This is a genomic window from Allorhizobium sp. GW101-3B10 (assembly GCF_059424725.1).
The window spans coordinates 450,047-475,114 of sequence record NZ_JBWKZR010000001.1 but is presented as its reverse complement, the minus strand read 5'-3'; the positions used below and the strand labels follow the sequence as shown (position 1 = coordinate 475,114).

At 63.5% G+C, this 25,068-nt stretch carries 24 protein-coding genes; 11 read left to right on the top strand and 13 right to left on the bottom strand.

Annotated features, from left to right (window positions below; genetic code table 11):
* The first annotated feature begins 1 nt into the window (after position 1).
* Positions 2–1,834, top strand: coding sequence for a TRAP transporter large permease (locus AC07Y0_RS02225; protein ID WP_498674126.1), 1,833 nt, complete (start codon positions 2–4; stop codon positions 1,832–1,834).
* 272 nt (positions 1,835–2,106) lie between these two features.
* Here the strand turns inward: AC07Y0_RS02225 and AC07Y0_RS02220 are convergent, their stop codons facing one another.
* Positions 2,107–3,213 carry a TRAP transporter substrate-binding protein gene (locus AC07Y0_RS02220; RefSeq protein WP_498674123.1) on the bottom strand — a complete coding sequence of 369 codons (1,107 nt, stop codon included), beginning with the start codon at positions 3,211–3,213 and terminating at the stop codon, positions 2,107–2,109.
* Between the two features lie 486 nt (positions 3,214–3,699).
* Here AC07Y0_RS02220 and AC07Y0_RS02215 point away from each other — a divergent pair, with 486 nt between their 5' ends.
* Positions 3,700–4,452: a gamma-glutamyl-gamma-aminobutyrate hydrolase family protein gene (locus tag AC07Y0_RS02215; RefSeq protein WP_498674120.1), complete on the top strand. Its 753-nt coding sequence runs from the start codon at positions 3,700–3,702 to the stop codon at positions 4,450–4,452.
* A gap of 24 nt (positions 4,453–4,476) precedes the next feature.
* On the opposite strand, the gene AC07Y0_RS02210 is transcribed toward AC07Y0_RS02215, so the two are convergent.
* The 3 genes from AC07Y0_RS02210 to AC07Y0_RS02200 all read right to left on the bottom strand — a co-directional run bounded on the left by AC07Y0_RS02210 (position 4,477) and on the right by AC07Y0_RS02200 (position 7,090).
* Positions 4,477–5,439, bottom strand: coding sequence for a 2-hydroxyacid dehydrogenase (locus AC07Y0_RS02210; protein WP_498674119.1), 963 nt, complete (start codon positions 5,437–5,439; stop codon positions 4,477–4,479).
* A gap of 16 nt (positions 5,440–5,455) precedes the next feature.
* Positions 5,456–6,475: a LacI family DNA-binding transcriptional regulator gene (locus tag AC07Y0_RS02205; protein ID WP_498674118.1), complete on the bottom strand. Its 1,020-nt coding sequence runs from the start codon at positions 6,473–6,475 to the stop codon at positions 5,456–5,458.
* Positions 6,476–6,595: 120 nt separating this feature from the next.
* Positions 6,596–7,090 carry a MarR family winged helix-turn-helix transcriptional regulator gene (locus AC07Y0_RS02200; protein ID WP_498674116.1) on the bottom strand — a complete coding sequence of 165 codons (495 nt, stop codon included), beginning with the start codon at positions 7,088–7,090 and terminating at the stop codon, positions 6,596–6,598.
* Between the two features lie 97 nt (positions 7,091–7,187).
* On the opposite strand from AC07Y0_RS02200, the gene AC07Y0_RS02195 reads away from it, so the two are divergent.
* The 5 genes from AC07Y0_RS02195 to AC07Y0_RS02175 all read left to right on the top strand — a co-directional run bounded on the left by AC07Y0_RS02195 (position 7,188) and on the right by AC07Y0_RS02175 (position 13,544).
* Positions 7,188–8,015: a creatininase family protein gene (locus AC07Y0_RS02195; protein WP_498674115.1), complete on the top strand. Its 828-nt coding sequence runs from the start codon at positions 7,188–7,190 to the stop codon at positions 8,013–8,015.
* 78 nt (positions 8,016–8,093) lie between these two features.
* Entirely contained in the window at positions 8,094–9,221 is a 1,128-nt protein-coding gene (locus AC07Y0_RS02190) for a CobW family GTP-binding protein (protein ID WP_498674113.1), read from the top strand.
* Complete coding sequence (locus AC07Y0_RS02185; protein WP_498674112.1) at positions 9,221–10,210, top strand: WD40 repeat domain-containing protein; 990 nt, start codon at positions 9,221–9,223, stop codon at positions 10,208–10,210. The genes AC07Y0_RS02190 and AC07Y0_RS02185 overlap by 1 nt, the downstream gene beginning before the upstream one ends.
* 307 nt (positions 10,211–10,517) lie before the next feature.
* Positions 10,518–12,371, top strand: a complete 1,854-nt coding sequence (locus AC07Y0_RS02180; RefSeq protein WP_498674110.1) for a methyl-accepting chemotaxis protein — start codon at positions 10,518–10,520, stop codon at positions 12,369–12,371.
* A 165-nt stretch (positions 12,372–12,536) separates the two neighbouring features.
* Positions 12,537–13,544 carry a GSCFA domain-containing protein gene (locus tag AC07Y0_RS02175; protein ID WP_498674103.1) on the top strand — a complete coding sequence of 336 codons (1,008 nt, stop codon included), beginning with the start codon at positions 12,537–12,539 and terminating at the stop codon, positions 13,542–13,544.
* A gap of 33 nt (positions 13,545–13,577) precedes the next feature.
* Here AC07Y0_RS02175 and AC07Y0_RS02170 read toward each other — a convergent pair whose 3' ends face one another.
* Positions 13,578–14,402, bottom strand: coding sequence for a polysaccharide pyruvyl transferase family protein (locus tag AC07Y0_RS02170; RefSeq protein ID WP_498674101.1), 825 nt, complete (start codon positions 14,400–14,402; stop codon positions 13,578–13,580).
* A 202-nt stretch (positions 14,403–14,604) separates the two neighbouring features.
* The gene (locus AC07Y0_RS02165; RefSeq protein WP_498674099.1) at positions 14,605–15,294 is read right to left on the bottom strand and encodes an OmpW/AlkL family protein; all 690 of its coding nucleotides are present in this window, start codon (positions 15,292–15,294) and stop codon (positions 14,605–14,607) included.
* A 290-nt stretch (positions 15,295–15,584) separates the two neighbouring features.
* Here AC07Y0_RS02165 and AC07Y0_RS02160 point away from each other — a divergent pair, with 290 nt between their 5' ends.
* Positions 15,585–16,421, top strand: coding sequence for a hypothetical protein (locus AC07Y0_RS02160; protein ID WP_498674096.1), 837 nt, complete (start codon positions 15,585–15,587; stop codon positions 16,419–16,421).
* 82 nt (positions 16,422–16,503) lie between these two features.
* Here AC07Y0_RS02160 and AC07Y0_RS02155 read toward each other — a convergent pair whose 3' ends face one another.
* The 3 genes from AC07Y0_RS02155 to odc2 all read right to left on the bottom strand — a co-directional run bounded on the left by AC07Y0_RS02155 (position 16,504) and on the right by odc2 (position 19,288).
* Complete coding sequence (locus AC07Y0_RS02155; protein WP_498674094.1) at positions 16,504–17,142, bottom strand: outer membrane protein; 639 nt, start codon at positions 17,140–17,142, stop codon at positions 16,504–16,506.
* Positions 17,143–17,464: 322 nt separating this feature from the next.
* Entirely contained in the window at positions 17,465–18,064 is a 600-nt protein-coding gene (locus tag AC07Y0_RS02150) for a GNAT family N-acetyltransferase (RefSeq protein ID WP_498674092.1), read from the bottom strand.
* A 90-nt stretch (positions 18,065–18,154) separates the two neighbouring features.
* Positions 18,155–19,288 (bottom strand): ornithine/lysine decarboxylase, encoded by a 1,134-nt coding sequence (gene odc2 / locus AC07Y0_RS02145; RefSeq protein ID WP_498674090.1) that lies wholly within the window; start codon positions 19,286–19,288, stop codon positions 18,155–18,157.
* A 538-nt stretch (positions 19,289–19,826) separates the two neighbouring features.
* Here odc2 and AC07Y0_RS02140 point away from each other — a divergent pair.
* The 3 genes from AC07Y0_RS02140 to AC07Y0_RS02130 all read left to right on the top strand — a co-directional run bounded on the left by AC07Y0_RS02140 (position 19,827) and on the right by AC07Y0_RS02130 (position 22,530).
* A complete protein-coding gene (locus AC07Y0_RS02140) occupies positions 19,827–20,723 on the top strand; it encodes a LysR family transcriptional regulator (RefSeq protein ID WP_498674088.1) in 897 nt (298 codons plus the stop codon).
* Between the two features lie 98 nt (positions 20,724–20,821).
* Positions 20,822–21,460: a DUF1007 family protein gene (locus AC07Y0_RS02135; protein ID WP_498674086.1), complete on the top strand. Its 639-nt coding sequence runs from the start codon at positions 20,822–20,824 to the stop codon at positions 21,458–21,460.
* A complete protein-coding gene (locus tag AC07Y0_RS02130) occupies positions 21,454–22,530 on the top strand; it encodes a nickel/cobalt transporter (protein WP_498674085.1) in 1,077 nt (358 codons plus the stop codon). The genes AC07Y0_RS02135 and AC07Y0_RS02130 overlap by 7 nt, the downstream gene beginning before the upstream one ends.
* Positions 22,531–22,540: 10 nt before the next feature.
* Here the strand turns inward: AC07Y0_RS02130 and AC07Y0_RS02125 are convergent, their stop codons facing one another.
* From AC07Y0_RS02125 to AC07Y0_RS02110, 4 genes are all read right to left on the bottom strand, one after another.
* On the bottom strand, positions 22,541–22,753 hold the full coding sequence (locus AC07Y0_RS02125) for a hypothetical protein (RefSeq protein WP_498674083.1): 213 nt from the start codon (positions 22,751–22,753) through the stop codon (positions 22,541–22,543).
* Positions 22,750–23,445 carry a GNAT family N-acetyltransferase gene (locus tag AC07Y0_RS02120; protein WP_498674081.1) on the bottom strand — a complete coding sequence of 232 codons (696 nt, stop codon included), beginning with the start codon at positions 23,443–23,445 and terminating at the stop codon, positions 22,750–22,752. The genes AC07Y0_RS02125 and AC07Y0_RS02120 overlap by 4 nt, the downstream gene beginning before the upstream one ends.
* 80 nt (positions 23,446–23,525) lie before the next feature.
* Positions 23,526–24,221, bottom strand: coding sequence for a tellurite resistance TerB family protein (locus tag AC07Y0_RS02115; RefSeq protein ID WP_498674079.1), 696 nt, complete (start codon positions 24,219–24,221; stop codon positions 23,526–23,528).
* A gap of 92 nt (positions 24,222–24,313) precedes the next feature.
* On the bottom strand, positions 24,314–24,952 hold the full coding sequence (locus AC07Y0_RS02110) for a 2-dehydro-3-deoxy-phosphogluconate aldolase (RefSeq protein WP_498674077.1): 639 nt from the start codon (positions 24,950–24,952) through the stop codon (positions 24,314–24,316).
* Positions 24,953–25,068: the final 116 nt, after the last annotated feature.

The window sequence follows — 25,068 nt, the reverse complement described above, 5'->3', positions numbered from 1 at the left end:
CATGATCGATTTCATCGCACACAATCTCGCCCCGATCATGTTCACGACCGTGATGCTGATGCTTCTGCTCGGCTATCCGGTCGCCTTCACGCTCGCCGCCGGCGGCCTGATCTACTTCGCCTTCGGCGTTGAACTCTCCGCCATCTCCCCAGAAATCAGGCTCTTCTGGCCGCTGCTCCAGTCCCACCCGGACCGGATCTACGGCATCATGTACAACGACACGCTGCTGTCGATCCCGTTCTTCACGCTGATGGGCCTCATCCTCGAGCGCTCGCGCATGGCGGAAGACCTGCTCGACACCATCGGCCAGCTGTTTGGTCCGATCCGCGGTGGCCTCGCCTATGCGGTCATCCTGGTCGGTGCGCTGCTCGGCGCCACCACCGGCGTCGTCGCCGCCTCGGTCATGGCGATGGGCCTGATCTCGCTGCCGATCATGCTGCGCTACAACTATAATCGCCCGCTGGTCGCCGGTACGATCGCCGCCTCGGGCACGCTCGCCCAGATCGTCCCGCCGTCCCTCGTCCTGATCGTCATGGCCGACCAGCTCGGCCGCTCGGTCGGCGACATGTATGTCGGCGCGCTCTATCCCGCGCTGCTGATCATCGCCGCCTACTGCCTCTACATCTTCGCCATCACGATGATCAAACCGCAATGGGCCCCTGCCCTGCCGCTCGAGGCCCGGACCCTCGGCGGTGGCGTCACTTCGCTGATCGTCATGGTCGCCATCAGCGTCGGCCTCTACTTCCTCGGACAACAGGTGCTGTTCACCGGCATCGCCAGCCCGGAATGGCGTGAAGTCTCGGCGCTCGCCTTCGGCGTCTTTGCCGTCTATCTCGTCGCCCTGGCAAACCGGACGTTCAACCTCAATATCATCTCGCGTCTGACCCAGCAGGTCATCATCGTGCTGATCCCGCCGCTGGCGCTGATCTTCCTGGTGCTCGGCACCATCTTCCTCGGCATTGCCACGCCGACCGAAGGCGGCGCCATGGGAGCCGCCGGCGCGATCATCATGGCGGCAATGAAGGGCCGCCTGTCGATGGCGACCATGAAGCACGCCCTCGACGCCACGACGAAGCTCTCCGCCTTCGTCATGATGATCCTGATCGGCGCCCGTGTCTTCGGCCTCACCTTCTACGGCATCAACGGCAATGTCTGGATCGAGGAACTGTTGACCGCACTTCCGGGCGGCGAATACGGCTTCCTCATCGTGGTCACGATCATCGTCTTCATCCTCGGCTGCTTCATCGACTTCTTCGAGATCGCCTTCATCATGGTGCCGTTGCTGGCCCCGGTCGCCGACAAGCTCGGCATCGACCTGGTATGGTTCGGCGTCATCCTCGGCATCAACCTGCAGACCTCGTTCCTCACCCCGCCCTTCGGTTTTTCTCTGTTCTACCTGCGCTCGATCGCCCCGGCCGGACGGTGGAAGGACGAGGTGACCGGCAAGATGATGGACGGCATGAAGACGCTGGACATCTACAAGGGTGTCCTGCCGTACATCATCATCCAGTTCATCATGATCATGGTGGTGATCGCCTTCCCCGGCCTCGTCATGCGCTACAAGGGCGATGCGCCGACCATCGACCCGGCCGACGTGAACATTCAGATCCCCGGCTTCGGCCAGGGCGGCGGCATGTCTCTGCCGCCGCTGGGTTCGGACGGCGGCAACGGCTCGCCGAACTTCGGTCTTCCGCCGCTCGGCGCCGGTAACGGCAACGGAGCGCCGGCAATGGGCCTTCCGCCGCTCAACCTCGGCGGCCCGCAGCCGGCACCCGCTCCGGCCGCACCTGCCAATCCGGCAACCGATCTCAGCCAGCCGCCGGTCATCAAGTAAGAACATCGGCGACGCTCGAAGGGCGTCGCCTCCCATCGCAAGAGTGACAGAAGCCCCGGGCATGCCTGGGGCTTCTGCTTTGTGTGCGATCGGTCATCGAACCCGGGCTGGGGCAGTTACCCGCATCTTGCAGGAGCCGACCAGCCGGGCGGGATCAGGCATCGACCTCATGGGGACCAACGATGCGACACCTCATCGCATCGGCAAACGCGTAACAAAAAACCCCGGGCTTGCGCCCGGGGCTCCGTGTCTCAGGATCGTCGCGTCGAAGCTTAGAGCTTGCCGGCGCGCTGCTGGATCATCATGAACGTGTCGAAGGTGTATTCGCCGAGCTGTGCCCAGAGATAGGCATCCTTCTTGAAGGCCAGCTGGTCGTCGTAGACCTTCTTGAAGAACGGGCTCTGCGCCGACAGCTCGGTGTAGATCTCGAGGGCGGCCTGGTAGCAGGCTTCCATGATCTCCTGGCTGAACGGACGAAGAACCGTGCCTTCCGATACGAGCTGCTTCAGAGCCTGCGGGTTCTTGGCGTCGTACTTTGCCATCATGTTGGTGTTGGCGAAAGCGCAGGCATCCTGCAGGATCGCCTGGTAACTCTTCGGCAGGCCGTTGAACTTCTCCAGGTTGAAGAAGCCGTGAACGACCGGTCCACCTTCCCAGAAGCCCGGATAGTAGTAGTACTTGGCGACTTTGTGGAAGCCGAGCTTGGAGTCGTCATACGGACCGACGAATTCGGCCGCGTCGATCGTGCCCTTTTCGAGCGCCGGATAGATGTCGCCGCCGGCGAGCTGCTGCGGCACGACGCCGACCTTCTCGAGAACCTTGCCGGCGAGACCGGCAATGCGCATCTTCAGGCCCTTGAGGTCGTCGACGGTGTTGATTTCCTTACGGAACCAGCCGCCCATCTGAACGCCCGTATTGCCGGCCGGCAGGCCGTAGACGCCCTGCGTGGCATAGAATTCATTCATCAGCGTGTTGCCGTTGCCCTGGTTGAACCAGGCGTTCTGCATACGAGCATTGAGGCCGAAGGGGATTGCGGTACCGAAAGCGAAGGTCGGTTCCTTGCCCCAGAAATAGTAGGAGGTGGTGTGCGCTGCTTCGACCGTGCCGGCAGCGACCGCATCGAGAGCCTGCAGGCCGGGGACGATTTCGCCCGCAGCAAAGACCTGGATGGAGAAATTGCCGTCAGTTGCGGCCGCAACACGTTCGGCGATGTCGACAGCGCCACCATAGATGGTGTCGAGCGACTTCGGGAACGAAGACGTCATGCGCCAGGTGATCTTGGGGTTTTCCTGGGCGATGGCAGGCGCTGCCAGCACCGTGGAAGCGGCGGCTCCAGCACCGGCCACGCCCGCTTTTTTGATAAATGAACGACGATCCATGAATTGACCTCCCATCATGGTTTGCTCCAAACAGGGGAAACCTTGCGCCCCCTCCCGATGGCAATGCCGGCGAGATAACCATTTTGTCCAAAGCGTTTCAAGCGCTGCCGCAATATTCTTTCGACGTAGAAAGCCTTTCGGTTGCTTTGTCGGCGCGCCGACTGCCTGAAGCTTGTAATAGTTACTTTTTTAGGCAATTCGCGAGCCTCCCGGAGGTGTCGCCGGAGAGCCCGCGACCTGTGCCCGCCGCCGCCATCTGCCCAGAACTCGCCGTGCAGTCCGGCCCCTTCGAAATTGCCAAAGATCAACGGGCAAAGAGGCTATCCGCCGGATGCGCGTCGACCACGCCAGCGATGGACGCGAAGATCTTCGATCCCAGACACAGACCGGGCAAAGACGCCCGTTCCGCACATATCGCATATTGACTTCCGCCCCCGGCTCACTCCAAGAAATGCAAAGCCGCGTAGGCTTTCCCCGGAGTCTTTGATGCCCAAACCAATCATTGCCATTCCCGCCGATATTCGCGAATTCGACGGCACGAGCTGGCATGCCGCGCAGAACCAGTATGTCAGGGCCGCCCTGAAGGTCGCCGACGTCATGTCCTTCATCATCCCGGCCTTCGAGGACGGCAACGAGACCGATGCGCTGCTCGACCGCGTGGATGGCCTGCTGGTCTCCGGATCGGCCACGAACGTGCATCCCTCGCTCTACGGCGCCGAAGCGCGCGACAGCGACGGACCTTTCGACCCGGCCCGCGATGCCACCACCCTGCCGCTGATCCGGCGCGCGCTCGAACGCGGCATCCCGCTGCTGGCGATTTGCCGCGGCATCCAGGAACTCAATGTCGCGCTCGGCGGCACGCTGGCCACCGAGATCCACGAGCAGGAAGGTGTCTGGGACCACCGCAAGCCGCAGCACCCGGACCGCGACGTGATGTACAGCATCCGTCAAGACGTGATCGTCGCCGAAGGCTCGTGCATCGCCCGCTATCTCGGCGCCGGCTCGATCCCGGTCAATTCGCTGCACCGCCAGGCGATTTCCAAGACGGCTCCGGGCCTCCAGGTCGAGGCGGTCGCCGATGACGGCACCATCGAGGCCGTCTCGGTGATCGACGCCAAGGGCTTTGCCATCGGCGTGCAGTGGCATCCGGAATACTGGGCGGAAACAGACCGCCCGTCGCGCGCCCTGTTCGAGGCTTTCGGCGACGCCGTGCGCGCCTACGTCAAAACGAAGGCGTAAACGTCGGCCGTCGTTCGCGGCGCCTCAGGGCTTCCGAGGCGTTTCCGGGACCGGCGTCAATGCCCGTCCCGTCTTGAACCAGGCAATCAGATTGTCGGCCACGAGATCGGCCATGGCGTTGCGCGTCGGCACCGAGGCCGATGCCACGTGGGGCAGCAGCGAGACGTTGGGCAGGTCGATCAGCGCCTGCGGCACCTGCGGCTCGTTCTCGAACACGTCGAGACCGGCGGCAGCGATCGTCCCATCCTTGAGCGCTGCGATCAAGACCGCCTCGTCGACCGTCGTGCCGCGGCCGACATTGATCAGCACGCCGTTAGGCCCCAGCGCCTTCAGCACATCCGCATTGATCGACCTCACCGTCTCCGGCGTCTTCGGAACGATGGAGATCAGCGTGTCGACCGCTTCGGCGAGTTCGAGCAGGCTCGCATAATGGCCATAGCCGACATCGGTGCGCGGGCGGCGCGTATGATAGCTGATCTTCACCTTGAAGGGCTCGAGCCGCTGCGCGATCTCCATGCCGATCCGCCCGAGGCCATGGATGCCGACATGCCGCCCCTTCAACGAGAGCGGCGAGAGCGGATACGGCCCCTCGCCCGGCCAACGGCCCTGCCGCAGCCAGGTTTCGGCCTGCGGCAATTGCCGCACCGTGTTGATCAGTAGCGCCACCGCGGTGTCGGCGACCTCGTCGTTGAGAACGTCCGGCGTATTGGAGACGATGACGCCGCGCCGCGTTGCGGCCGCGACATCGACCCCATCATAGCCGACGCCGAAACTGGCGATCATCTCCAGATTGGGCAGCGCCTCGATCCAGCTCGCCGGCAGCGCACCGGAGACCGCAACGCCGCGGACCGCCTCGGCGTCTGCCTTGGCAATCTCCAGCTCCTTGCCATGCGGCACGGCACGGATCTCGAAATGTTCGGAGAGCCTTTCGACGACCCGCGGATTGATGCGACCCGGCACAAGAATGGTGACACGCGCGTTCGGCATGGGCGCCCCGTGGTTGTTAGCGGCGGTGGATCGGGCCGGTGGACTGGCGAATGCGCATTTCCGGCTTGATCAGGTGAATGCCGTCCGGCTCGTGGCTACCGGCCAGCTTGTCGAGCAGCGCGCGGGCGGCAAGCCGCCCGACTTCCGCCTGGCCGTTCCAGACCGTGGTGAGCGCCGGCGTGGCGATCGAGGCTTCCTCCAGATCGTCATAGCCGGTGACCGAAATGTCCTGGCCCGGCACCAGCCCGGCGCGGGCAATGCCGTTCATCAGGCCGATGGCGACCAAGTCGTTCCAGCACACCGCGGCGGTCGGTTTCTGCGGCAGCGAGAGAAAATGCACGGCCGCCTCGAAACCGCCCTGCTTGGTGCGGGGCCCCGGAATGCGCAGTTCGGGATCCACCTCGATGCCCGCCTTGCGCAGCGCGTTGACATAGCCCTGGTAGCGGTCGCGGCCGGTCGATGTCTGGTCCGTACCGCCGATCATGGCGATCGTCCGGTGCCCGAGCCCGATCAGGTGGTTGGTGGCCAGCGAAATACCGTAGCTGTCGTCGCCGCGATAGGTCGGCACGTCGAGCCCGTCCATCTGGCGGGCGATCAGGATCGCCGGCATGTTGTTGTCTTCGGCGAGCTTGATGTCCTCGACCGGGGTGCCGATCGCCGGCGACATGATGACGCCGTCGCCGCCGAGCTGCAGCAACGTCTCGATGAAGGTTCGCTGCTTCTCCACCGAATCGTAGTGGTTGGACAGGATGAAGGTGTGCCGGCTGCGATCGAGTTCGCTCTCGATGGCTTTCAGGATTTCGCCGTAGAACGGGTTCATGATGTCGTGCACGACGACGCCGATGATGCCCGAGCGGGATGTGCGGAGACTGGCGGCGCGGCGGTTGTAGATATAGCCCAGCGCCCTTGCCTGTTCCTTGATCTTCTCGCGCGTATCAGTCGCCACCAGCGGACTGTCGCGCAAGGCGAGCGAAATGGTCGCCGTCGACAGACCCAGCGTTTCGGCGATCGTTGACAGTTTGACTTTCTGAGCCACTTTGCCTCCCTTGGCGGTCCGATGCATGCTTCCCGCTTAGCCCCCGCACACTTAAACAGTTTAATTGAATAATTTAAGTGCGCATATCAATTCCCGCTTTGGCGGAATTCAGCGGGTCTTTCAGCTTTTCGCCGGCGGTTCGTGCAGGTTCTCCTCGACCGCCGCCAGCAGTTTCACCAGTTGCTTGACCTCCTTGCCGGAGAGCCCCTTGGTCGCCAGCCGTTCAGCCTCGCCCACGGCCTGGACGATGGTTTCGAGACAGGCACGGCCGTCGGCGGTCAGGTGCACCATGGTTAGCCGTCCGTCCACGTCGGCGGTGCGCCGCTCGACGAAACCCTGTGCCTCCATGCGCCCTATGGTCCGCGTCATGGTCGGAGCCTTGACGCCCAGCTTCTGCGCCAGGGCGCCCGGGGTAAGCCCATCCTGCTCGGCCAGCAATTGAACGACGGTATCCTGGCCGGCATAGAGGCCGCTTTCCGCAAGGCCGCGCGACAGCTGCGTGCGCATGGCACGGGCGACCTGGGTGACGGCTACCGAGACCGACGGGCTTCGCTCGCCGTTCTCCTTTTTCTTTGCGGACTTGTTTTTCTTGTCGCCCTTGTCCTTTTTCGCCATTCTGCCCTCCTGCCGCCCCTGATGCGGCATCCCAATTGTTGTGCCGGCTAACATTCGGCGCCAGAAATCCTTAGCGAAGAACGAAGATCGACGCCAGATGCCGCAGCCAAAGGTCTATTTCCACGACAACGATCCCGCGCTCCCGCCCGACGCCCGGCGCGAATGGATCGCAGTGCTGCCGCTCGGCGCCCACGAGCAACACGGCCCGCACCTGCCCTTCGAGACCGACACGCTGATCATCGAGGGCATCGTCGCCCGACTCGCCGGAAGGCTTCCCGCCGATCTGCCGGTGACCTTCCTGCCGGCCGAGCCGGTCGGCTATTCGATCGAACACATGGATGTCGCGGGCAGCAAGACGCTTGCCTACGCGCAAGCCGTCGAGCGCTGGCTGGCGATCGTCGGGGATCTGTCGCAAAAGGGCATCCGCAAGTTCGTCATGCTCAATGCCCATGGCGGCAATTCACCGCTGATGACCATCGTCGCCACGGAAGCCCGGGTGCGCTTCGCCATGCTGGCAGTGGCCACGAGCTGGACGCGCTTCGGATTGCCTGAGGGCGTCATCGCACCCGAGGAGAAGGCGATCGGCATCCATGGCGGCGAGATCGAAACCTCGGTCATGCTGGCCCTTCACCCCGACCGCGTGAATATGACGAAAGCCGACGACTTCCCATCGCGACAGGCGGACTATGCCGCCCGCTTCACCCATCTGCGCGCCTACGGCCCGCACGCTTTCGGCTGGAAGATGTCGGACCTCAACCGACAAGGCGTGACCGGCAATGCGAAAGCCGCCACCGCGGAAAAGGGCGAGAAGCTGATCGATCACGCGGTCGAAGGCCTGATTGCTCTACTGCGTGACATGCAGGCCTTTGATGTCGATACTTTTGTCTGCACAAACGATCAGGGCGACAGCAAACAAAGCCTTTGAACTGCTGCGGGTCAACGCCTATATGGGGTAACACCATTACAGGCGCATCGTCCGCGCCCCCATCCGATCGAGGTTTTCATGACCGAAGCTGCCGCAAAACCCATTCCCGTCACCGTCCTGACCGGCTATCTCGGCGCCGGCAAGACGACGCTCCTGAACCGCATCCTGTCCGACAATCACGGCAAGAAATATGCGGTCATCGTCAACGAGTTCGGCGAGATCGGCATCGACAACGACCTGATCGTCGAGTCGGACGAAGAGATCTACGAGATGAACAACGGCTGCGTCTGCTGCACCGTGCGCGGCGACCTGATCCGCGTGGTGGAAGGCCTGATGCGCCGCCCCGGCCGTTTCGACGGAATCATCGTCGAGACCACCGGGCTTGCCGATCCGGTTCCTGTAGCCCAGACCTTCTTCATGGACGACGACGTGCGCGCCAAGACCGAGCTCGATGCCGTGGTCGCGCTGGTCGACGCCAAGCACCTGCCGCTGCGCCTGAAGGACAGCCGCGAGGCCGAGGACCAGATCGCCTTTGCCGACGTCGTCGTCATCAACAAGACCGACCTCGTCAGCCATGACGAACTGCATCGCGTCCAGGACATCGTGCGCGCCATCAACCCCTCGGCCCGCATCTATTCGACCACCCGCTCCGGCGTCGATCTCTCCAAGGTCCTGAACCAGGGCGCCTTCAATCTCGAACGGGCGCTGGAAAACGATCCGCACTTCCTCGATCACGACGATCCGGATCATGTCTGCGGTCCGGAATGCGACCACGATCACAGCCACGACCATCACCACCATCATGACCATGACCACGACCATGATCATCATCACCACGATCACCACGATCACCACGATCATCACGGCCAGGACCACCACGACCATGCCCCCTCGCCGATCCATGACGTCACGGTGATGTCTATCTCGCTGCGTGGCGGCGAGATGAATCCGGACCGCTTCTTCCCGTGGATCCAGAAGATCACCCAGACCGACGGCCCGAACATCCTGCGCCTCAAGGGCATCATCGCCTTCAAGGGCGACGAGGAACGTTATGTCGTCCAGGGCGTGCACATGATCATCGAGGGCGACCACCAGCGCCCGTGGAAGGACGGCGAGAAGCGCGAAAGCCGCCTCGTCTTCATCGGCCGCAACCTTGATCGCGAAAAGATCGAGAAGAGCTTCCACGCCTGCGAGGCCTCTTCCTGATGCCGACGGTTGCCCCCCTCGACATCGAAGGTCACGTCGTCACCGCCGCCTTTCTCGGCGACATTCCGGTTTTCGCCGCGGCTTCCGGCAGCATCCACCGCCTCGACGGCGGCGAAAAGGTAACGGAGGCGCACGAGGGCGGCCTGCTCGCCTGCGTCAAGGACAGCGCCGACCAAACCCTCATCACCGGCGGCGAGGATGGCCGCGTTCTGCGCATCGGCCATGACGGCAGCGTCACGGAACTCGCCCACGTGCCGCGCAAATGGATCTCCGTCGTCGCCGCCGGACCGCAGGGCGCCATCGCCTATGCGGTCGGCAAGGCTGGCTATGTGAGGCTCGCCGATGGCACCGTCCGGGAGTTCACCGAAGAGCGCACCATCGAGGGCCTGGGTTTCGCGCCGAAGGGCCTGCGCGTCGCCGCAGCCCGCTACAACGGCGTGACACTGCACTGGATCGGCACCACCGGCGCGCCGGTCGACCTCGAATGGAAGGGCGCCCATACCGGCGTCACCTTCTCGCCTGACGGCCGCTTCGTCGTCACCACCATGCAGGAGAACGCGCTGCACGGCTGGAAGCTCGACAGCAAGTCGGCCGAGACCCGCCACATGCGCATGACCGGCTATCCGGCCAAGGTGAAGTCGCTGTCCTGGTCGGCCAAGGGCAAGTGGCTCGCCTCATCCGGCGCCCCGGCGGCGATCGTCTGGCCGTTTTCCGGCAAGGAAGGCCCGATGGGCAAGACACCGCTCGAACTCGGCACCCGCGCCAACATCATGGTCACCCAGGTCGCCTTCCATCCGGCAGAGGAGGTTCTGGCCATCGGCTACATCGACGGCATGATCCTCGCCGTGCGCATCGCCGACGGCAAGGAGGCGCTTCTGCGCCGCCCCGGCAAGGGCGCGATCACGTCGATCGGCTGGAGCGCCAGCGGCAAACTCCTCGCCTACGCTTCGGACGCGGGCGATTGCGGAGTGATCGACATATCCGCATGATTGAGTTCAGCATGGCTCAATATATATCGGAGATATACCTGCCGCTTTCCTGCGACAGGTAGAAACTGACAAAATCATAATTTCCGTCTCTTTTTTTAGTGCCCGAATATCGTGCTTAACAGCTCGGTAATGCTTGATGCATAATTTTTACATTGTCCAACGCTCCACCGCCGGCAGCCAAAGCAGCGGTGCGAACGGTCCGCCCTGGACAAAGAGACTTTATAGCACTGCCAACCGGCCTGCCGCCGGGGATGCCATGCATTGCGCGTCCCTGCCTCGACGCTTGGCGTTTTCATGGAAACACGCGATGCGCTTCGATATTTCCTTTATGGTCACGTCCGCAGGCCTGGCTCTGGCCGCAGGCCTCGTCGCCACGGTCGGGATCGGGATGCAGACCCTCCAGACGCTCAAGATCAACGGCCCGATCTACCAGCAGATCGTCGACGGCAAGGACCTGATCGCCGACATCCTGCCGCCGCCGCTCTATCTCACCGAAGCCTATTCGCTGACCAGCGAGACCGCCCTGCATCCCGAGACCGCGCAGGCCAATGTCGCGCGCCTCGAAGTGCTGAAAGGTCTCTACGCCGAGCGTCGCGATTACTGGAAGGACTCGACCCTGCCGCCGGAACTGGCGAACAAGCTCTATTCGGACGTCCTGACCAAGGGTGACGTCTTCTGGCAGCAGCTCGACGCCGCCTACCTTCCTGCCGTCGCCTCCGGCGATGCCGCCGCCGTCAGCGCTGCGCTGCCCGGCCTGAAAGAGAGCTTCCACGTCCATGAGACGGCGGTGAATGAACTCGTCGAGCTGTCCAACGCCTACCTCAAGACCCGTGAGGAATTTGCCGCCGCCGAGACGGCCCAGCGCGAGATGCTCGCCCTTGGCGGTGGCGCGGCTCTGACGCTGACGACGCTCGGCGCCGTGCTGTTCATCCGCCGCCGCGCCCTGAAGCCGCTCGGCCATATCAGCAGCTACATGACCAGCATGGCGGAAGGCAATTACGACCAGGCCGTGCCCTATGCGATGCGCAACGACGAGATCGGCGAAATAGCCGCGGCCGTGGAAGTCTTCCGCGTCGCCGGCCTGGAGAAGCGCCGGCTGGAAGCCGAGGCGGAGCAGGCCCGCACCCTGTCAGAAGGCGAACGGACAGCCCGCGAGGAACGCCGTCTGGCGGAAGCGGAATCCCTGCGCCTCGTCGTGGAAGCGCTCGGCGCCGGCCTCAATCGTCTGGCCGAATGCAATATCCGCATGACCATCGACGAGCCCTTCGAGCCGCGTTTCGAATCGCTTCGGCGCGACTTCAACAACTCGATCGCCACCTTCCAGGCAACGCTGGAAGAAGTGCTGTCGGAGACCAAGGCGCTATACGACAACGGCCAGGAGATGCGGGCCGCCGCCGACAACCTCTCTCAGCGGACCGAACAGCAGGCCGCAGCGCTCGAGCAGACCTCGGCCGCCCTGGAGCAGGTGACATCCACCGTCCGCTCCTCGGCCGAGCGCACCCAGGACACTCGCAACCTCGTGCGTGACGCCAAGCAATGCGCCATCTCCTCCGGCGAGGTCGTCCGCGACGCCATCAGCGCCATGCAGCGCATCGAGAAGGCCTCCTCGGAGATCAGCCAGATCATCGGCGTCATCGACGACATCGCCTTCCAGACCAACCTTCTGGCGCTGAACGCCGGGGTGGAAGCGGCCCGTGCCGGCGAGGCCGGCAAGGGCTTTGCCGTGGTTGCCCAGGAAGTGCGTGAGCTTGCCCAGCGTTCGGCCACCGCCGCCCGCGAGATCAAGGGCCTGATCCAGAACTCGACGGTGGAGGTTTCGGCCGGCGTACAGCTGGTCGGCGACACCGGACAGGCGCTGGATCATATCCAGGGTTTCGTTGCTCGCGTCGACACCAATATCGACGCGATTGCCACCGCTGCCCGCGAACAGGCGACCGGCCTGCAGGAAATTTCTTCGGCGATCCACAGCATCGACCAGATGACCCAGCAGAACGCCGCCATGGTCGAGGAGACGACCGCCATCAGCCACACGCTCGCCGAAGGCGCATCGCACCTGACGATGCTGGTCGGCCGGTTCCAGCTCAATCGCCGCGCCGCCATGCGCGAGGCCGGCTCCGCGCCGGAAGCAGCAGCGCTGCCGGCGCCCTCGCGCGCCGCCTGACATTGCAGGAACCAGTGCGCCAGATCCGGCAGCAGGCAGGGCCCCCTGCCTGCTGCCTTGCTTTGCGGTCGGCGAGCATCCGGATTGCGACGGGCGCATTGTCGACGGCATCGTTGACCGCATCGCTCGCTTGAATTGCCTGCCCCGGTAGGCTATCGCTCAGGCATGGCCACAGCTCCTTCAAAGCCCCCAAAGAAGACCCTGCGCTACAAGCTTCTGCGCGCCCTCAAGCTCGTCGACGAGCCGGAGCGCGAGGACCAGATCTACTACCAGACCGGCGGCGCGAAGCGCAAAGCGCACGCGACCTGGTATCGTGGCGAGACCACCAATTTCTTCCCCGACAAGAAGGCGATCGCCCAGCCCAACGCCGTCGATGAATATGTCGGCAAGGGCTGGTTTCCGGACGCCCCCTTCATTACCCGCGAGCACTACATCACCGCCTTCGGCAGCTGCTTTGCCAGCGAGGTGACGAAATACCTCTATCGCGAGGGCTATCAGGTCTTCGGCCGCGACATGAAGCTGAACTCCTATGTGGTGCGCAGCGGCGAAGGCATCGTCAATTCGGCGGCGATCCGCCAGCAGTTCGAATGGGCCTTCGAGGGCAAGACACCGAAGATCGAGCTTTGGCACGACAAAGAGGGCGTTCCCGGCGATTATTCCGACGAAGTCCGCCAGGCGACGCGGGCGATCTTCGAGAAATCCGACATCTTCATCCTGACGCTCGGCCTCTCCGAGGTCTGGTACGACAAGCCGACCGGCGAGATCTTCTGGCGCGCCATCCCGAAGCGCGACTTCGACGCCGAGCGCCACGGTTTCCGCGTTCTGGGCGCGGTGGAAAACCTCGACAACCTGCGCCGCACCTACCAGCTCATCCGCGCCCACCGGCCCGACGCGACGGTCATCATGACGCTTTCGCCCGTGCCGCTCGCGGCCACCTTCCGGCCGGTCTCCTGTATCACCGCAAGTTCGGTTTCGAAGGCCTCTCTCCGGGTGGCGATCGACGAACTGATGCGCGAGGTAGGCCCCTCCGCCGAAAGCAAGCTCTACTACTTCCCGTCCTATGAGATGGTGACGTCGTTCCTGCCGAACCCGATGAAGGACGACTTCCGCCACCCGACCGAGGAATCGGTCGAGTTCATCATGCAGACCTTCAAGCGGAACTTCCTGCGGTAACGGCGCCGGAGCGCGCGTTTACCGGTAATGGGCTCACCCCTTGGCGAGCGCAGCAGCGATGCGCGACTTGATGTCGGCAGTCACGCGCTTCTTGGTCTCGGCAATGTCGAGCGGCTGCGGCCAGGCCTCGATCCTGCGGGTGAAGGGGTGCTTCAGCGGATGCCAGGTATTGTGTCGCTGAAGGCCGACTTCCTCGACGATCTGGGTGCGATAGCTCTTCGGCCCGACGAAGATCACCGGAATTCCCATGGCGATGCAGGGCATGGCGCAATGGATACGCGTGGTGACGACCAGCGCCGCCTTCTTGCCATAGGTCTCGACGATTTCCTTGGCATATTGCAGGCGCGTCTGCGCCGAAACGTCGATGAAGCGATGGCTGACCGTCTTCACCGTCAGCCCCTTCTTGAACAGCTTCGGCGACAGCTGGTCGCGATTGGCCTCGACGAGATAGATCGAATCCGGATCGCGGTCGGCCGGCGCATTGAAGGTCAGCGTGTTGCACAGCGACAGATAGGCCTCGACGCCGAGCGAGCGGATGAAATCCACCGTGCCCTGGTCGCGGCAACCGATCGGCTGGTGCTTCTTCAGATAGTCGACATGGCGCGCGATCGTCGGCTTGGCGTGCTTCTGCACGTGGAAACCGAAGAAGATCGGCTTGATCGACGGGCTCGGCGGCCAGTTGTCGAGCTTCGACAGGAACCAGCCATTGGTGACGAGCAGCGTCTCGGGGCCATCATAGCTGTTGAGATGGTCGCGGTTGAGGAACACATCCACGGGGGGGAGATGCTGCATGACGGCAACGCTCTGGATATCGTCGCCGATATTGTTGCCGTTCCAGCTGAGAGCACCGATTTTCATGCCGTCACATCCCCTTGAGAGCTACCGCGCGGGGATAGTACGCGGCCGAGGCGATTGCAACCCCCGCCAGCCGACCCGACGATCCGTCTGGCAATGCCCGGCTTGCAACGTTGCACCTTTGAACCGGTCGCACGGCCGGCCAAAAGGAAAGGCCGGGAACGCTACGTTCCCGGCCTTCAATGTTGCGATCCGATCCTGACGATCAGAAGCGGTAGGTGACGCCTGCGCCGACCAGCCACGGATTGAGCTTGGCGGTACCGTCGACGTCGGCGCCGACATTGGCCGTGAAATCAGGCTCGAGGAAGATCTTCTTGACGTCGAAGTTTACGCCCCAATGCTCGTCGAGCATGTAGTCGAAACCGGCCTGGACGGCGACGCCGAAGGCGTCGTCGATGTCGAGATCGGCAGCATTGGCACCATCTTCATTGTAGAAGATGGTGTAGTTCAGGCCTGCACCGACATAAGGCTTGAAGGCGCCCAAATCGGTGAAGTGGTACTGAAGGGTCAGCGTCGGCGGCAGGATCCAGGTGCGGCCGATCTTGCCGAGGCCAGAGATTGAACCTTCGCCCCAGACGTTGGCATAGGTCGTGCCGAGGATGAGTTCGGCTGCGATGTTGTCGGTGAAGTAGTAGGTGATGTCGAGTTCAGGGATGTAGGTATCGCTGTAGGAAAGGTCCGAACCGGCAATGCCGTTCACGTGGCCGTTGTCTTCGGAGATCACGCCAAGACCGCGCACACGGACCTGCCACGGGCTCGAAGCCGCCACGAGCGGAGCATCCGGCGCCGCTTCAGCCACAGGCGTCATGTCCGCCGCGCCGGCCGCCTGGCCGATGAGGAGCAATGCGGTGGCTGCGGCAAGGGCGCTGATCAGCCGCGTGCAGGTCTTGGTCATGGGGTCTCTCCTTGAGTAGATCAATGGCTTGTGCCGTGCACAAAATACGCCGCCAGAAACGCAAGGGCATTTGAGCTAGATCAATAGACGCATGAGGAATCAAACAGATGCTGATGCTGCCCTGCGGCTGTCACAATTTGGCCACAGCGTCACTTGACGATTGAAAAAGCCTGCTGCGTCACGGCATTCGCAGCACCCACGCCGAACACGCCGCAAGGGTCCGCCGGCATTGCCGCAGAGGTGATTCTCCGATGGGCTCGAACAGACAACAGAGACCGGACGAGCAATCGTTGCATGCTTTCTTCGCCCTCGCCGCCCTTGCTCTCCTGGCGCTCACGCCGTGCTCCGCCCTCGCCGGGGAAAGCCGGCTGGAGAGCCTCGATGCACCGGTAGCCGGAACCGACAAGACCTATCTCGACCTCGTGCGCACCTTCGTGCCCGATCTCGCCGCCGACGACATGAACTGGAGGGGCAGGAACCTCGACGCCGACTTTGCCGAACGCTTCGACCTCGACAAGGAATGGCCGGACGGCCTGGCCCTCGACGGGGTGGAGACGGTGGCCTTCGAGCGGGCAGGCAAGAAACAACTGGCCGTCCTGTTCGACTTCGGTCCGTTCAGCGATGTTCCGCAGGCGCCAGCGATCCTCGCGCTCTATGCCCTGGAAGAAGCACCGCGGCTGCTCGATTCGCTCAACGTCGGCCTCGACCGCGAATCCGGCTTCGCACCGCCGGCCTTCCTTGACCTCGGCGACGACACCACGGCACTCCTGACCCGAAGCACTCACTGGAACTCCAGCCAGAGCTATCGTATCACCAGCCTCGTGCTGGCCACCGAAGGCGGCCTTAAACCGATCGACACGGTGCTGACCTTTTCGGAGCGCCTCTGCGGACTGAGTCGCGTGCAGGAGCCGGCGGTCAGCGTCGATGCGGCCGGCTCGCACCCGGCGCTGCGTGTCGAGGTGACTATTCGGGAGGAGACGGTGGAGGAAAGTTGCGACACGGAGCCGATGCCGAGCCCTGCCCGCACCGTCTCGGCGACCTATCGCCTGAATGAGAAGACCGGCACTTACGAACCGGATTCCGACGCGCTGGACGAACTTGCCCGCCAAAACGAGGAGCGGTTCTGAGCGGCGGCGCAGGTCAAGCGCTCATGCCCGGCGCTCCATTTCGGGTTCGCCGGGCATTGAGATTGGCAGGGAACGTCGTCGATCAGAACTTCACGCCGATGCCGACATTGACCACATGCTGGTTGAAGTCCGTATCGACTCCCAGCACTTCCTTCTCGAAGTAGTCGTTGTAGCGATATTCGAGACGGGTGAAGACGCGGTCGGTGATCGCGTAGTCAAAGCCGGCGCCGAGCGTCCAGCCGTGCAGCATCTCGCTTTCATCGAAGCCGCCGCCGTCGACCGAGAAATTGGTCGCCGTCCAGCCGCCTGCCGCATAGAGCAGGACGCGGTCCATGGCATAACCGACCCGGCCACGGACGGAGCCGTTGAGGCCCGTACCGACATCGACCGCGCCGTAGCTGTTTTCGTTCCAGTCATAGTTCAGGTCGGCTTCGAGACCGACGATGGCACTGGTTCCGAAGTCCCAGTTGTAGCCGACGAAACCGCCGAAACGGCCGCCGTCGAAATCGTCCGAGGCCGAGCCGACACCATCGTAGAAGTCACCATTGCCCCATCCGTAGCCGCCATGCATGCCGATGTAGCCGCCCGCCCAGCTGAACGTCGGCATGGTATCGACCACTTCGGGCGGAACGGCCGGAGCCTCCATGACGGCATCCGCGGCAAGAACCGGCGTGGAGGATATGATGAGGGCGATTGCGCCCCATCCGAGTTTCTTCATCATCGCTGTACTCCCTCTCAGGCTGCCCCGCATCGGCAGGACGCGCGCTGTGCCGTGACGAAACGCGTCACACGGAGTCTAACAAGCTTGGCGGGGCAATTTGTTCCACCGTCTCGTCGATTTTTCTGCGGTGGCGCTTCAGGAACACACAAGTCCGCGATCCCGGACGGCCTCGATAGAAGCGAAAACGCCCCCTCTCCGTGGATGGAGAGGGGACGTCTGCCCCGCCGTAACCCGACGGCGGGATGAAAGGCCCGCACCCCTTCCGGCTCCAGATGCAAGCAAGCATCGAGCACCGCCGGGGGCGAGCCGGTCTCTTGGGACCTCAGGAGGTCCGGCGCAACGTCGCGTGCGACAGCTTGCGACCGGAGGCCACCACCATGCCGGCAGCCCCGTCGAGCCAGCCGGGCTTCAGCTCGAGCGCGAGGAAACGTTCGCGGGCGAAAGGCCCCGGCATGACGAGATACTGCGCCTTTTCGGCAAAGAAGCCGAAGCGTTCGTAATAGGCGGCATCGCCGACCAGCAGGATGGCGCCATGGTCGCGCTTCTTGGCTTCGAGGATGGCGGCGCGCATCAGCGCCGAACCGATGCCCTTGCCTTCATGCGCGGCATCGACCGCCAGCGGCCCGAGCAGCAGCGCGTCGATCGACCGGCCTTCGCGCGAGACGCCCGCTTCGACGTTCCACAGCCGTACCGTGCCGATCACATGCCCGAGGCGGTCGCGGGCGACGATCGCCAGTCCCTCGGCCGGCAGCCGGTCCCGACGGATCTTCTCCGACGACTTCTTGCGGCGATCAGCACCCATGGCGCGATCGAGCAGGGCTTCGCGGGCGACGACATCGGCCGGCGTTTCGTTATCGATGACAAAGGCAGGCGCAGATGCAGGCGCGAAAAACGCGCGCACGACGTCCAGAACAGCGGCCATGGCGGCCTCCCGTACCAAGAAGTGTTTCCGATGATGGTTTGTTGCGCCGCGCCGGTTGAACCGGCGCGGTCGGCGAAGTCCAGCTAGGCCTTAGATCACGTAGGCCTTGAGCGGCTCGAAGCCGTTGAAGGCGACCGCCGAGTAGGTCGTCGTATAGGCGCCCGTGCCCTCGATCAGAACCTCGTCGCCGATCGTCAGCGAGACGGGCAGCGGATACATGTTCTTCTCATACATGACGTCGGCCGAATCGCAGGTCGGGCCGGCGAGCACGCAGGGCTCCATCTCGTCCATGTCGCGGTCCGTGCGGATCGGGTAACGGATCGCCTCGTCCATGGTTTCGGCCAGACCGCCGAACTTGCCGATGTCGAGGAAGACCCAGCGATGCGCATCGTTGTCCGACTTCTTCGAGATCAGGACGACTTCCGCCTTGATCACGCCGGCATTTCCCACCATGCCGCGACCCGGCTCGATGATGGTCTGCGGGATGTGATTGCCGAAGTGCTTCTTCAGCGCACCGTTGATCGCGCGGCCATAGGCCTCGGCCGACGGGATATCGCGCAGGTACTTGGTCGGGAAGCCGCCACCCATGTTCACCATCTGCAGGTGAATGCCCTGCTTGGCGAGCGAGGTGAAGACGCGCTTGGCATCGGCAAGGGCCGAATCCCAGGCATCGACCTTGGTCATCTGCGAACCGACATGGAAGGACACGCCGAACGAATCGAGTCCCAGTTGATGAGCGTAGACCAGCACGTCGACGGCCATCTGCGGCACGCAGCCGAACTTGCGGGAAAGCGGCCATTCGGCGCCTTCGCCATCGGTCAGCACGCGGCAGAACACGCGGGCGCCGGGGGCTGCACGGGCAACCTTCTCGACTTCCTCATGGCTGTCGACGGCGAAGAGATCGATGCCGAGCGCATGCGCGCGGGCGATGTCGCGTTCCTTCTTGATCGTATTGCCGTAGGAGATCCGGCCTGCGGTCGCGCCGGCGTCGAGTGCCATCTGGATTTCGGCGACAGAGGCGCAGTCGAAGCTCGAGCCCAGCGAGGCGAGCAGCTTGAGGATCTGCGGCTCCGGGTTCGCCTTGACGGCATAGTAGATCGCGCTGTCCGGCAGGGCATGACGGAAGGCGGAATAATTGTCGCGCACGACGTCGAGGTCGACCACGAGGCAGGGACCTTCGGGACGTCGGGTATTGATGAAGTCGAGGATACGAGCGGTGGTCATGGGTCTATCCCTCTCAAATTCCAAGGTTCCCGGACTCGTTGCCGAATACGGAAGGACAAAGGACGACGAGAACTCGATCGAAACCAGCCGGTGGAGACGCTGATGCCGTACGAGCGCTCGAAGCGCGAAGAGTGAACCGACACCCTGCCAGGAGCGTCAATTCGGCTTTGTCTGCCATGGATTGGTGGGATAACCCGACCGCACTTCCGGCAATGATGGTGTGCCTCTGAAGTAACTCCGGCTGATGGAAAGCCGGAAGAGACTAGAAAGGCCCGCACCGTCGTTGCTTCAGATGTCCTCGCATTTCCCGGATGGCCGGAATAGCGACTGGAGGGGTTAGTTCCAGGTACCTTACCGATTTCCTCACCACATCGAGGGTCGGCGGACACCCATGGGCACGTGCGACTTTGGGCTGAGCAGGAGATAAGAATGTTCGCGGTCATAATCAAGCGTTTTTTGACCCTGCGGGCAGAAAAATGATTGAACGATCCGACCGATGTGTTCACAATTCGGGCATAGTACCGCAAGGAAGAGATCCATGGACACGCTGACGCGCATCCGCGCCTTTATCGATGTCGTCGAAGCCGAGGGCTTTTCCGCCGCCGCCCGCAAGACCGGGCGGTCCAAGGCCTTGTTGTCGAAATATGTGCGGGAACTGGAAGACGAACTCGGCGCGCTGCTGCTGAACCGCACGACGCGGCAGTTCTCGATGACCGAGGCGGGACATACCTACTACCGCAGCGCGACTGAGATCCTGAAAGAGATCGACAGCCTAGCGGACCTGGTGCGGGAGAACAACACCGACCTCAAGGGCAAGCTCAAGGTCACCGTGCCGCGCACCTTCATCGACGCCGAAGTCGGCCAGTCGCTGATCGACTTCGCCACCGCGCATCCGGATCTCTCGCTGGAGATCGTCGCCGAAGACCGGTTCGTCGATCTGGTCGAGGAGGGCTTCGATCTGGCGATCCGCATCACCAAGCTCGATGATTCGGCCCTGATCGCCAAGAAATTGTCCGATTTCCGCATCTTTGCCTGCGCCACGCCGGCCTTCGTCGCGAAGTACGGACCGCTCATCCACCCGCAGGAGCTGGCGCGCGTGCCCTTCCTGGTCGACACAAATTCCCGCTCGCACAACAGCGTGCGGTTCGCCGACCCGCAGGGCGGCACGATATCGGTCAGCGTCAGCGGCCCGATCGAGGTCAACAGCCCGCTCGCCACGCTGCGCGCCGCGCGCGCCGGCCTCGGCGTCGCCATGATCCCCGACTTCATCGCCCGTCCGTATATCGAGACGGGCGAGCTGGTGCCGCTGTTCGACGACTACCTGCCCAAGGATCGCGGCATCTATGCCGTCTACCCGCATCGCCGCTACCTGCCCGCCAAGGTCCGCGTCTTCGTCGACTTTCTCCACGGCTGGTTTCGCCAGCACGCTTCCTAGACAGGCATTGAGATGCGTTGCCGGACCGAAGTCCCATTTCCGTCGAAATTGTCAGACAGGGAGAAGGCTCGGGATTCGGGCGCAAAGGCAGGCAGGGCATGAAAAGAAGGTTGGCGGTGATCGCGACACTCATGGGCATGCCCGTGCCGGCGCTTGCCCATCCGCACATATTCGCGGAAGCCCGCCTCGAAGTGATCGCCGGCGCCGACGGCACGATTTCCGAACTTCGCAATGTCTGGCGCTTCGACGACATCTTCTCCTCCAGCGTCCTGATGGATTTCGACAAGAACAGCGATCTGAAACTCGACCCCAGCGAGTTGAAGGAGATCGCCGAGACGATCCGCACCTCGATTGCCGATTACGGCTTCTTCACCTCCATCACCAGCAACGGCGCGTCCGTTTCCGTCGTCAAGCCGGAGGTGTTCAATGTCGACTTCAAGGACAACCAACTTCTGGTCTTCTTCGTCGCCAAGCCGGAAAAGGCGCTGGCGCTCAAGGGCAAGGTGACCATCGGCGTCTATGACCCGACCATGTACACGGCGATCGACTTCGCCAAGGACGAGGACATCGCCACGGAGGGCGACGGCTTCAAGGTATGCAAGCGCGCCGTGGTGCGCCCTGACCCCGACGAGGTGATGGCGCAGAACCAGGCGAACCTGACCGAGGCATTCTTCAACGATCCGGCCGGAACCGACATGAGCAAGCTGTTCGCCACCCGGCTCGAATTGACATGCTGAGCCGCCGGTTCCTGCGTCCGGCGACGGCATCTGTCGCGCTCCTGCTGCTGGCCGTCTCGCTGGCGCATGCCGGCTCCCCGCTCGGCATCGGCACGGCCGAGCCTTCCTTTCAGGCCACCGGCCCCTTCGCCGGCTGGCTTGCCTTCATCAACGAGAACCAGCAGGCCTTCTACCGCTCGCTGACCGGCGCGCTCAAAGCAATGCGTGAGGATCCGACGCGTCTTTGGACGCTGATCGGCCTGTCCTTCGCCTATGGCGTCTTCCACGCTGCCGGCCCCGGCCACGGCAAGGCGGTGATCTCTTCCTACATGATCGCCAACGAGATCGAGTTGAAGCGCGGCATCGCCATTTCCTTCGTCTCGGCCTTCCTGCAGGGGATCGTCGCGATCGGTCTCGTGGGCGTCGGCTACGCGGTCCTGCGTGGCACCTCCATCTCCATGACGGAAGCGACGCAGGCGCTGGAAATTGCCAGCTACGGGCTGATCGTCGCCTTCGGCACCTGGCTGCTGCTACGCAAGATGAAATCGCTGTGGCTCACGCGCAGCGCGCCGGTCAGCGCCGGCCTGTTCGACGCACCGGCGACCGCGGCCCTGTTCGACGCACCAATAGCCTCACGCTCCGGCGGCACCGGGCTTTCCTTTCGCGCCATGGCCGTCGAACACGGTCACGACGCGCTTGCCCCGGGCGCGGTGTGCCCGGATTGCGGTGTCACCCACCTGCCCGATCCACGCATGCTGTCGGCGAAGAATTTCAGCCTGCGCGAGGCCTGGTCGGCGATCGTCGCGGTCGGCCTGCGACCCTGCTCGGGCGCCCTGCTGGTGATGACCTTTGCCCTTCTGAACGGGCTCTATCTCGGCGGCATATTGTCGGTCTTCGCCATGGCACTCGGCACGGCGATCACCGTCTCGGCACTCGCGGCGCTCGCCGTTTCGGCCAAGGGACTGGCGGTACGGCTGTCAGGCCCCGGCTCGCCTGCCGCGCGGCACGTGGCGAATGCGATCGAGATCTTCGGCGCACTTCTGGTGATCATACTCGGCGCCCTCTTGCTCGCCGCGAGCCTGCAGGCCTGAGGCCGGCGTCCTACTGGTTGCCGTCGCGCCGCCGCTGGTGACGCGCCCGAAGCCACAGCACGATGAAGAAGGACATGATGCCGACGGTGCCGACAACCGCCGCCAGAGCAGGCGAATAGTCGCCGATCCACAGCACCAGTTTCGGGAGCCCCAGCAGCACGAGGCCAAAACCGAGCACGATGACCAGCGCGGCGATCGCAGACGAGCGGTTGCTGGCGTTCATGCTGCGGCTCCCTTGGCAAGTTCGGCGCGGATGTCTTCCAGCCTGCGGATCTGCCGGCCCTCGGCATCGAAGTTTTCTGGCGCGAGCCAGGCCTCGAAGGCGGCGCGGATCACCGGCCATTCGCCGTCGATCATCGAGAACCAGGCGGTGTCGCGGTTCTTGCCCTTGGACAGCATGTGCTGGCGAAACACGCCCTCGAAGGTGAAGCCGTAGCGCTCCGCCGTGGTCTTGCTCGGCGCATTGTCGTTGTGGCATTTCCATTCGTAGCGGCGATAGCCGAGGTCGTCGAACACATGGCGCGCCATCAGGTAGTGCGCCTCGGTGGCGAGCGGGGTGCGGCTCATGGCCGGGCCATGAGCAACTGCACCAACCTCCACGACGCCATTAGCCGGATCGGCGCGCATGTAGCTGGCCATGCCGACGACCTTGCCTGTCTTATTGTCACGGAACACGTGCGGCACCCAACCCCAGTTGCTCTGGGTAGCGTCCAGCCACTTCTCGAAGTCCGCGATCCCGGAGAAATCGTAGTTGGTGAAGTAAAGCAGCAGCGGATTGATCCCCATGCCGCCGAGACCGTCCCACAGGGCCTGGAGATGCGTCGCCTTGTCGTAGGGTTCGACGGTGACGAAACGGCCTTCGAGACGAACCGGCTTCGGCGCCGGGCAGCCCTTGAATGTGGAGAGATCGCGCATGTTTGCCTCTTGCTGTGTCGGCAAACGATTAGGCCAGCCGCCCGGCAAAGGCAACTGGCCGCATTGTGATGGAGGACCGATCAGACCTGGGCGGACGAGACGGTCGCCTCGATATGGTCGACCAGACCGTCGGCAAGGCCGAGGCGGCCGGCCAGCAGGTCGAGATAGCCGCGCTCGGCCCGGCTGTCTGGATCGATCGCCAGCCGCGAGGCGGTGTAGAGTTCCACCTTCTGCTCCTCTGAGACGGCAGCCTTGACCAGCGCGTCGAGATCGGTGGGCGAGGCCAGTTCCTTTTCGAGGAAGGCTTCGGCTTCCGCGCCAAGACCGGAAAGGTGGATCTTGTCCATGACGCGGGCGCGTTCGGCGGTATCGATATGGCCGTCGGACTTGGCTGCCGCGATCATCGCGCGCACCAGCGTCAGGGCGAAATCATTGGAGGCGGCAGGCGCCTCGACGCTGAACGGCGAGTCGGCCGGCGGCGGCAAAAGCTTCTGTTCGGTCTCGGCGACCTCCTGCGGCGACTTGCCGGCCTGATAGTTCTTGTAGGCCTGGTAGCCGATCCCGGCGATGGCGGCGAGCCCGCCGAGCGTGAGCGCGTTGCCGGCGAGGCTGCGGCCCGTCTTGGTGCCGAGAAGAACGGCAGCGATCGCGCCGGTCGCCAGCGGATTGTCCTTGGCAAGCTGGACCGCATCACCGGCCTTCTGCTTCACGCTTCCGGTCGTTCCCGGCACCTGCGAACCGAGGAATTGATCAAGCAGCTTCTTCGCGTCGAACATCGGGCGTCTCCATAGGTTTCAGTCTCGACTGCTAGATAAGAAGGCGATCATGAAAATACAAAGACGTCCCCGCGCTTCGATCGAACTTTCCGTCAGCCGGCGAGTGCGCAGGCTTCCGCGGCGAGCCTCGTGATGCCCGCCCAGTCGCCGGCCTCGACCATTTCCTTCGGCGCGACCCACGAGCCGCCGACGCAGACCACGTTCGGCAGCGAAAGGTAGTCCCGGGCGTTCTTCAACGAAATGCCGCCGGTCGGGCAGAACAGCGTGCCGGCGAGCGGCGAGGACAGCGACTTCAGATAGGCTGCCCCCCCGGCCTGCTCGGCGGGGAAAAACTTCAGCACCTGATAGCCTTCTTCACGAAGCTGCATCACTTCGCTGGCGGTGGCGGCACCCGGCAGAAGCGGGATGTCGGAAGCACGCGCCGCATGGATCAGTTCGCGGGTCGTTCCCGGGCTGACGATGAACTGCGAGCCGGCCTTCACCGCCGCCTCGAAATGCGAGGGATTGAGAATCGTGCCGGCACCGACCACCGCGCCCTCGACTTCCCCGGCGACGCGACGAACCGCGTCCAGCGCCGCATCGGTGCGCATGGTGATCTCGATCGCCTTCAGACCGCCAGCCACCAGCGCCCTTGCGAGCGGCACGGCACTGGCCGCATCCTCGATGATCAGAACCGGAACGACCGGCTGCAGCTTGAGGGTGGAAAGGAGCTTTTCGGTTTTTTCACTCACGCCGGTCATCCATTTCAAACGATTGAATTCGCCCCAAGGATTATCGCGAACCTGTGTCATTGTCGAGACAAATGCGCGCGGTAAGGATGCTGACCGTTTGCATGGCGGCGCAACTG

Bases quoted from the DNA above. Each gene is read 5' to 3' on its own strand.
- AC07Y0_RS02225 (WP_498674126.1), top strand. From the start codon at position 2: ATGATCGATTTCATCGCACACAATCTCGCCCCGATCATGTTCACGACC.
- AC07Y0_RS02220 (WP_498674123.1), bottom strand. From the start codon at position 3,213: ATGGATCGTCGTTCATTTATCAAAAAAGCGGGCGTGGCCGGTGCTGGA.
- AC07Y0_RS02215 (WP_498674120.1), top strand. From the start codon at position 3,700: ATGCCCAAACCAATCATTGCCATTCCCGCCGATATTCGCGAATTCGAC.
- AC07Y0_RS02210 (WP_498674119.1), bottom strand. From the start codon at position 5,439: ATGCCGAACGCGCGTGTCACCATTCTTGTGCCGGGTCGCATCAATCCG.
- AC07Y0_RS02200 (WP_498674116.1), bottom strand. From the start codon at position 7,090: ATGGCGAAAAAGGACAAGGGCGACAAGAAAAACAAGTCCGCAAAGAAA.
- AC07Y0_RS02195 (WP_498674115.1), top strand. From the start codon at position 7,188: ATGCCGCAGCCAAAGGTCTATTTCCACGACAACGATCCCGCGCTCCCG.
- AC07Y0_RS02190 (WP_498674113.1), top strand. From the start codon at position 8,094: ATGACCGAAGCTGCCGCAAAACCCATTCCCGTCACCGTCCTGACCGGC.
- AC07Y0_RS02185 (WP_498674112.1), top strand. From the start codon at position 9,221: ATGCCGACGGTTGCCCCCCTCGACATCGAAGGTCACGTCGTCACCGCC.
- AC07Y0_RS02180 (WP_498674110.1), top strand. From the start codon at position 10,518: ATGCGCTTCGATATTTCCTTTATGGTCACGTCCGCAGGCCTGGCTCTG.
- AC07Y0_RS02175 (WP_498674103.1), top strand. From the start codon at position 12,537: ATGGCCACAGCTCCTTCAAAGCCCCCAAAGAAGACCCTGCGCTACAAG.
- AC07Y0_RS02170 (WP_498674101.1), bottom strand. From the start codon at position 14,402: ATGAAAATCGGTGCTCTCAGCTGGAACGGCAACAATATCGGCGACGAT.
- AC07Y0_RS02165 (WP_498674099.1), bottom strand. From the start codon at position 15,294: ATGACCAAGACCTGCACGCGGCTGATCAGCGCCCTTGCCGCAGCCACC.
- AC07Y0_RS02155 (WP_498674094.1), bottom strand. From the start codon at position 17,142: ATGATGAAGAAACTCGGATGGGGCGCAATCGCCCTCATCATATCCTCC.
- AC07Y0_RS02150 (WP_498674092.1), bottom strand. From the start codon at position 18,064: ATGGCCGCTGTTCTGGACGTCGTGCGCGCGTTTTTCGCGCCTGCATCT.
- odc2 (WP_498674090.1), bottom strand. From the start codon at position 19,288: ATGACCACCGCTCGTATCCTCGACTTCATCAATACCCGACGTCCCGAA.
- AC07Y0_RS02140 (WP_498674088.1), top strand. From the start codon at position 19,827: ATGGACACGCTGACGCGCATCCGCGCCTTTATCGATGTCGTCGAAGCC.
- AC07Y0_RS02135 (WP_498674086.1), top strand. From the start codon at position 20,822: ATGAAAAGAAGGTTGGCGGTGATCGCGACACTCATGGGCATGCCCGTG.
- AC07Y0_RS02130 (WP_498674085.1), top strand. From the start codon at position 21,454: ATGCTGAGCCGCCGGTTCCTGCGTCCGGCGACGGCATCTGTCGCGCTC.
- AC07Y0_RS02125 (WP_498674083.1), bottom strand. From the start codon at position 22,753: ATGAACGCCAGCAACCGCTCGTCTGCGATCGCCGCGCTGGTCATCGTG.
- AC07Y0_RS02120 (WP_498674081.1), bottom strand. From the start codon at position 23,445: ATGCGCGATCTCTCCACATTCAAGGGCTGCCCGGCGCCGAAGCCGGTT.
- AC07Y0_RS02115 (WP_498674079.1), bottom strand. From the start codon at position 24,221: ATGTTCGACGCGAAGAAGCTGCTTGATCAATTCCTCGGTTCGCAGGTG.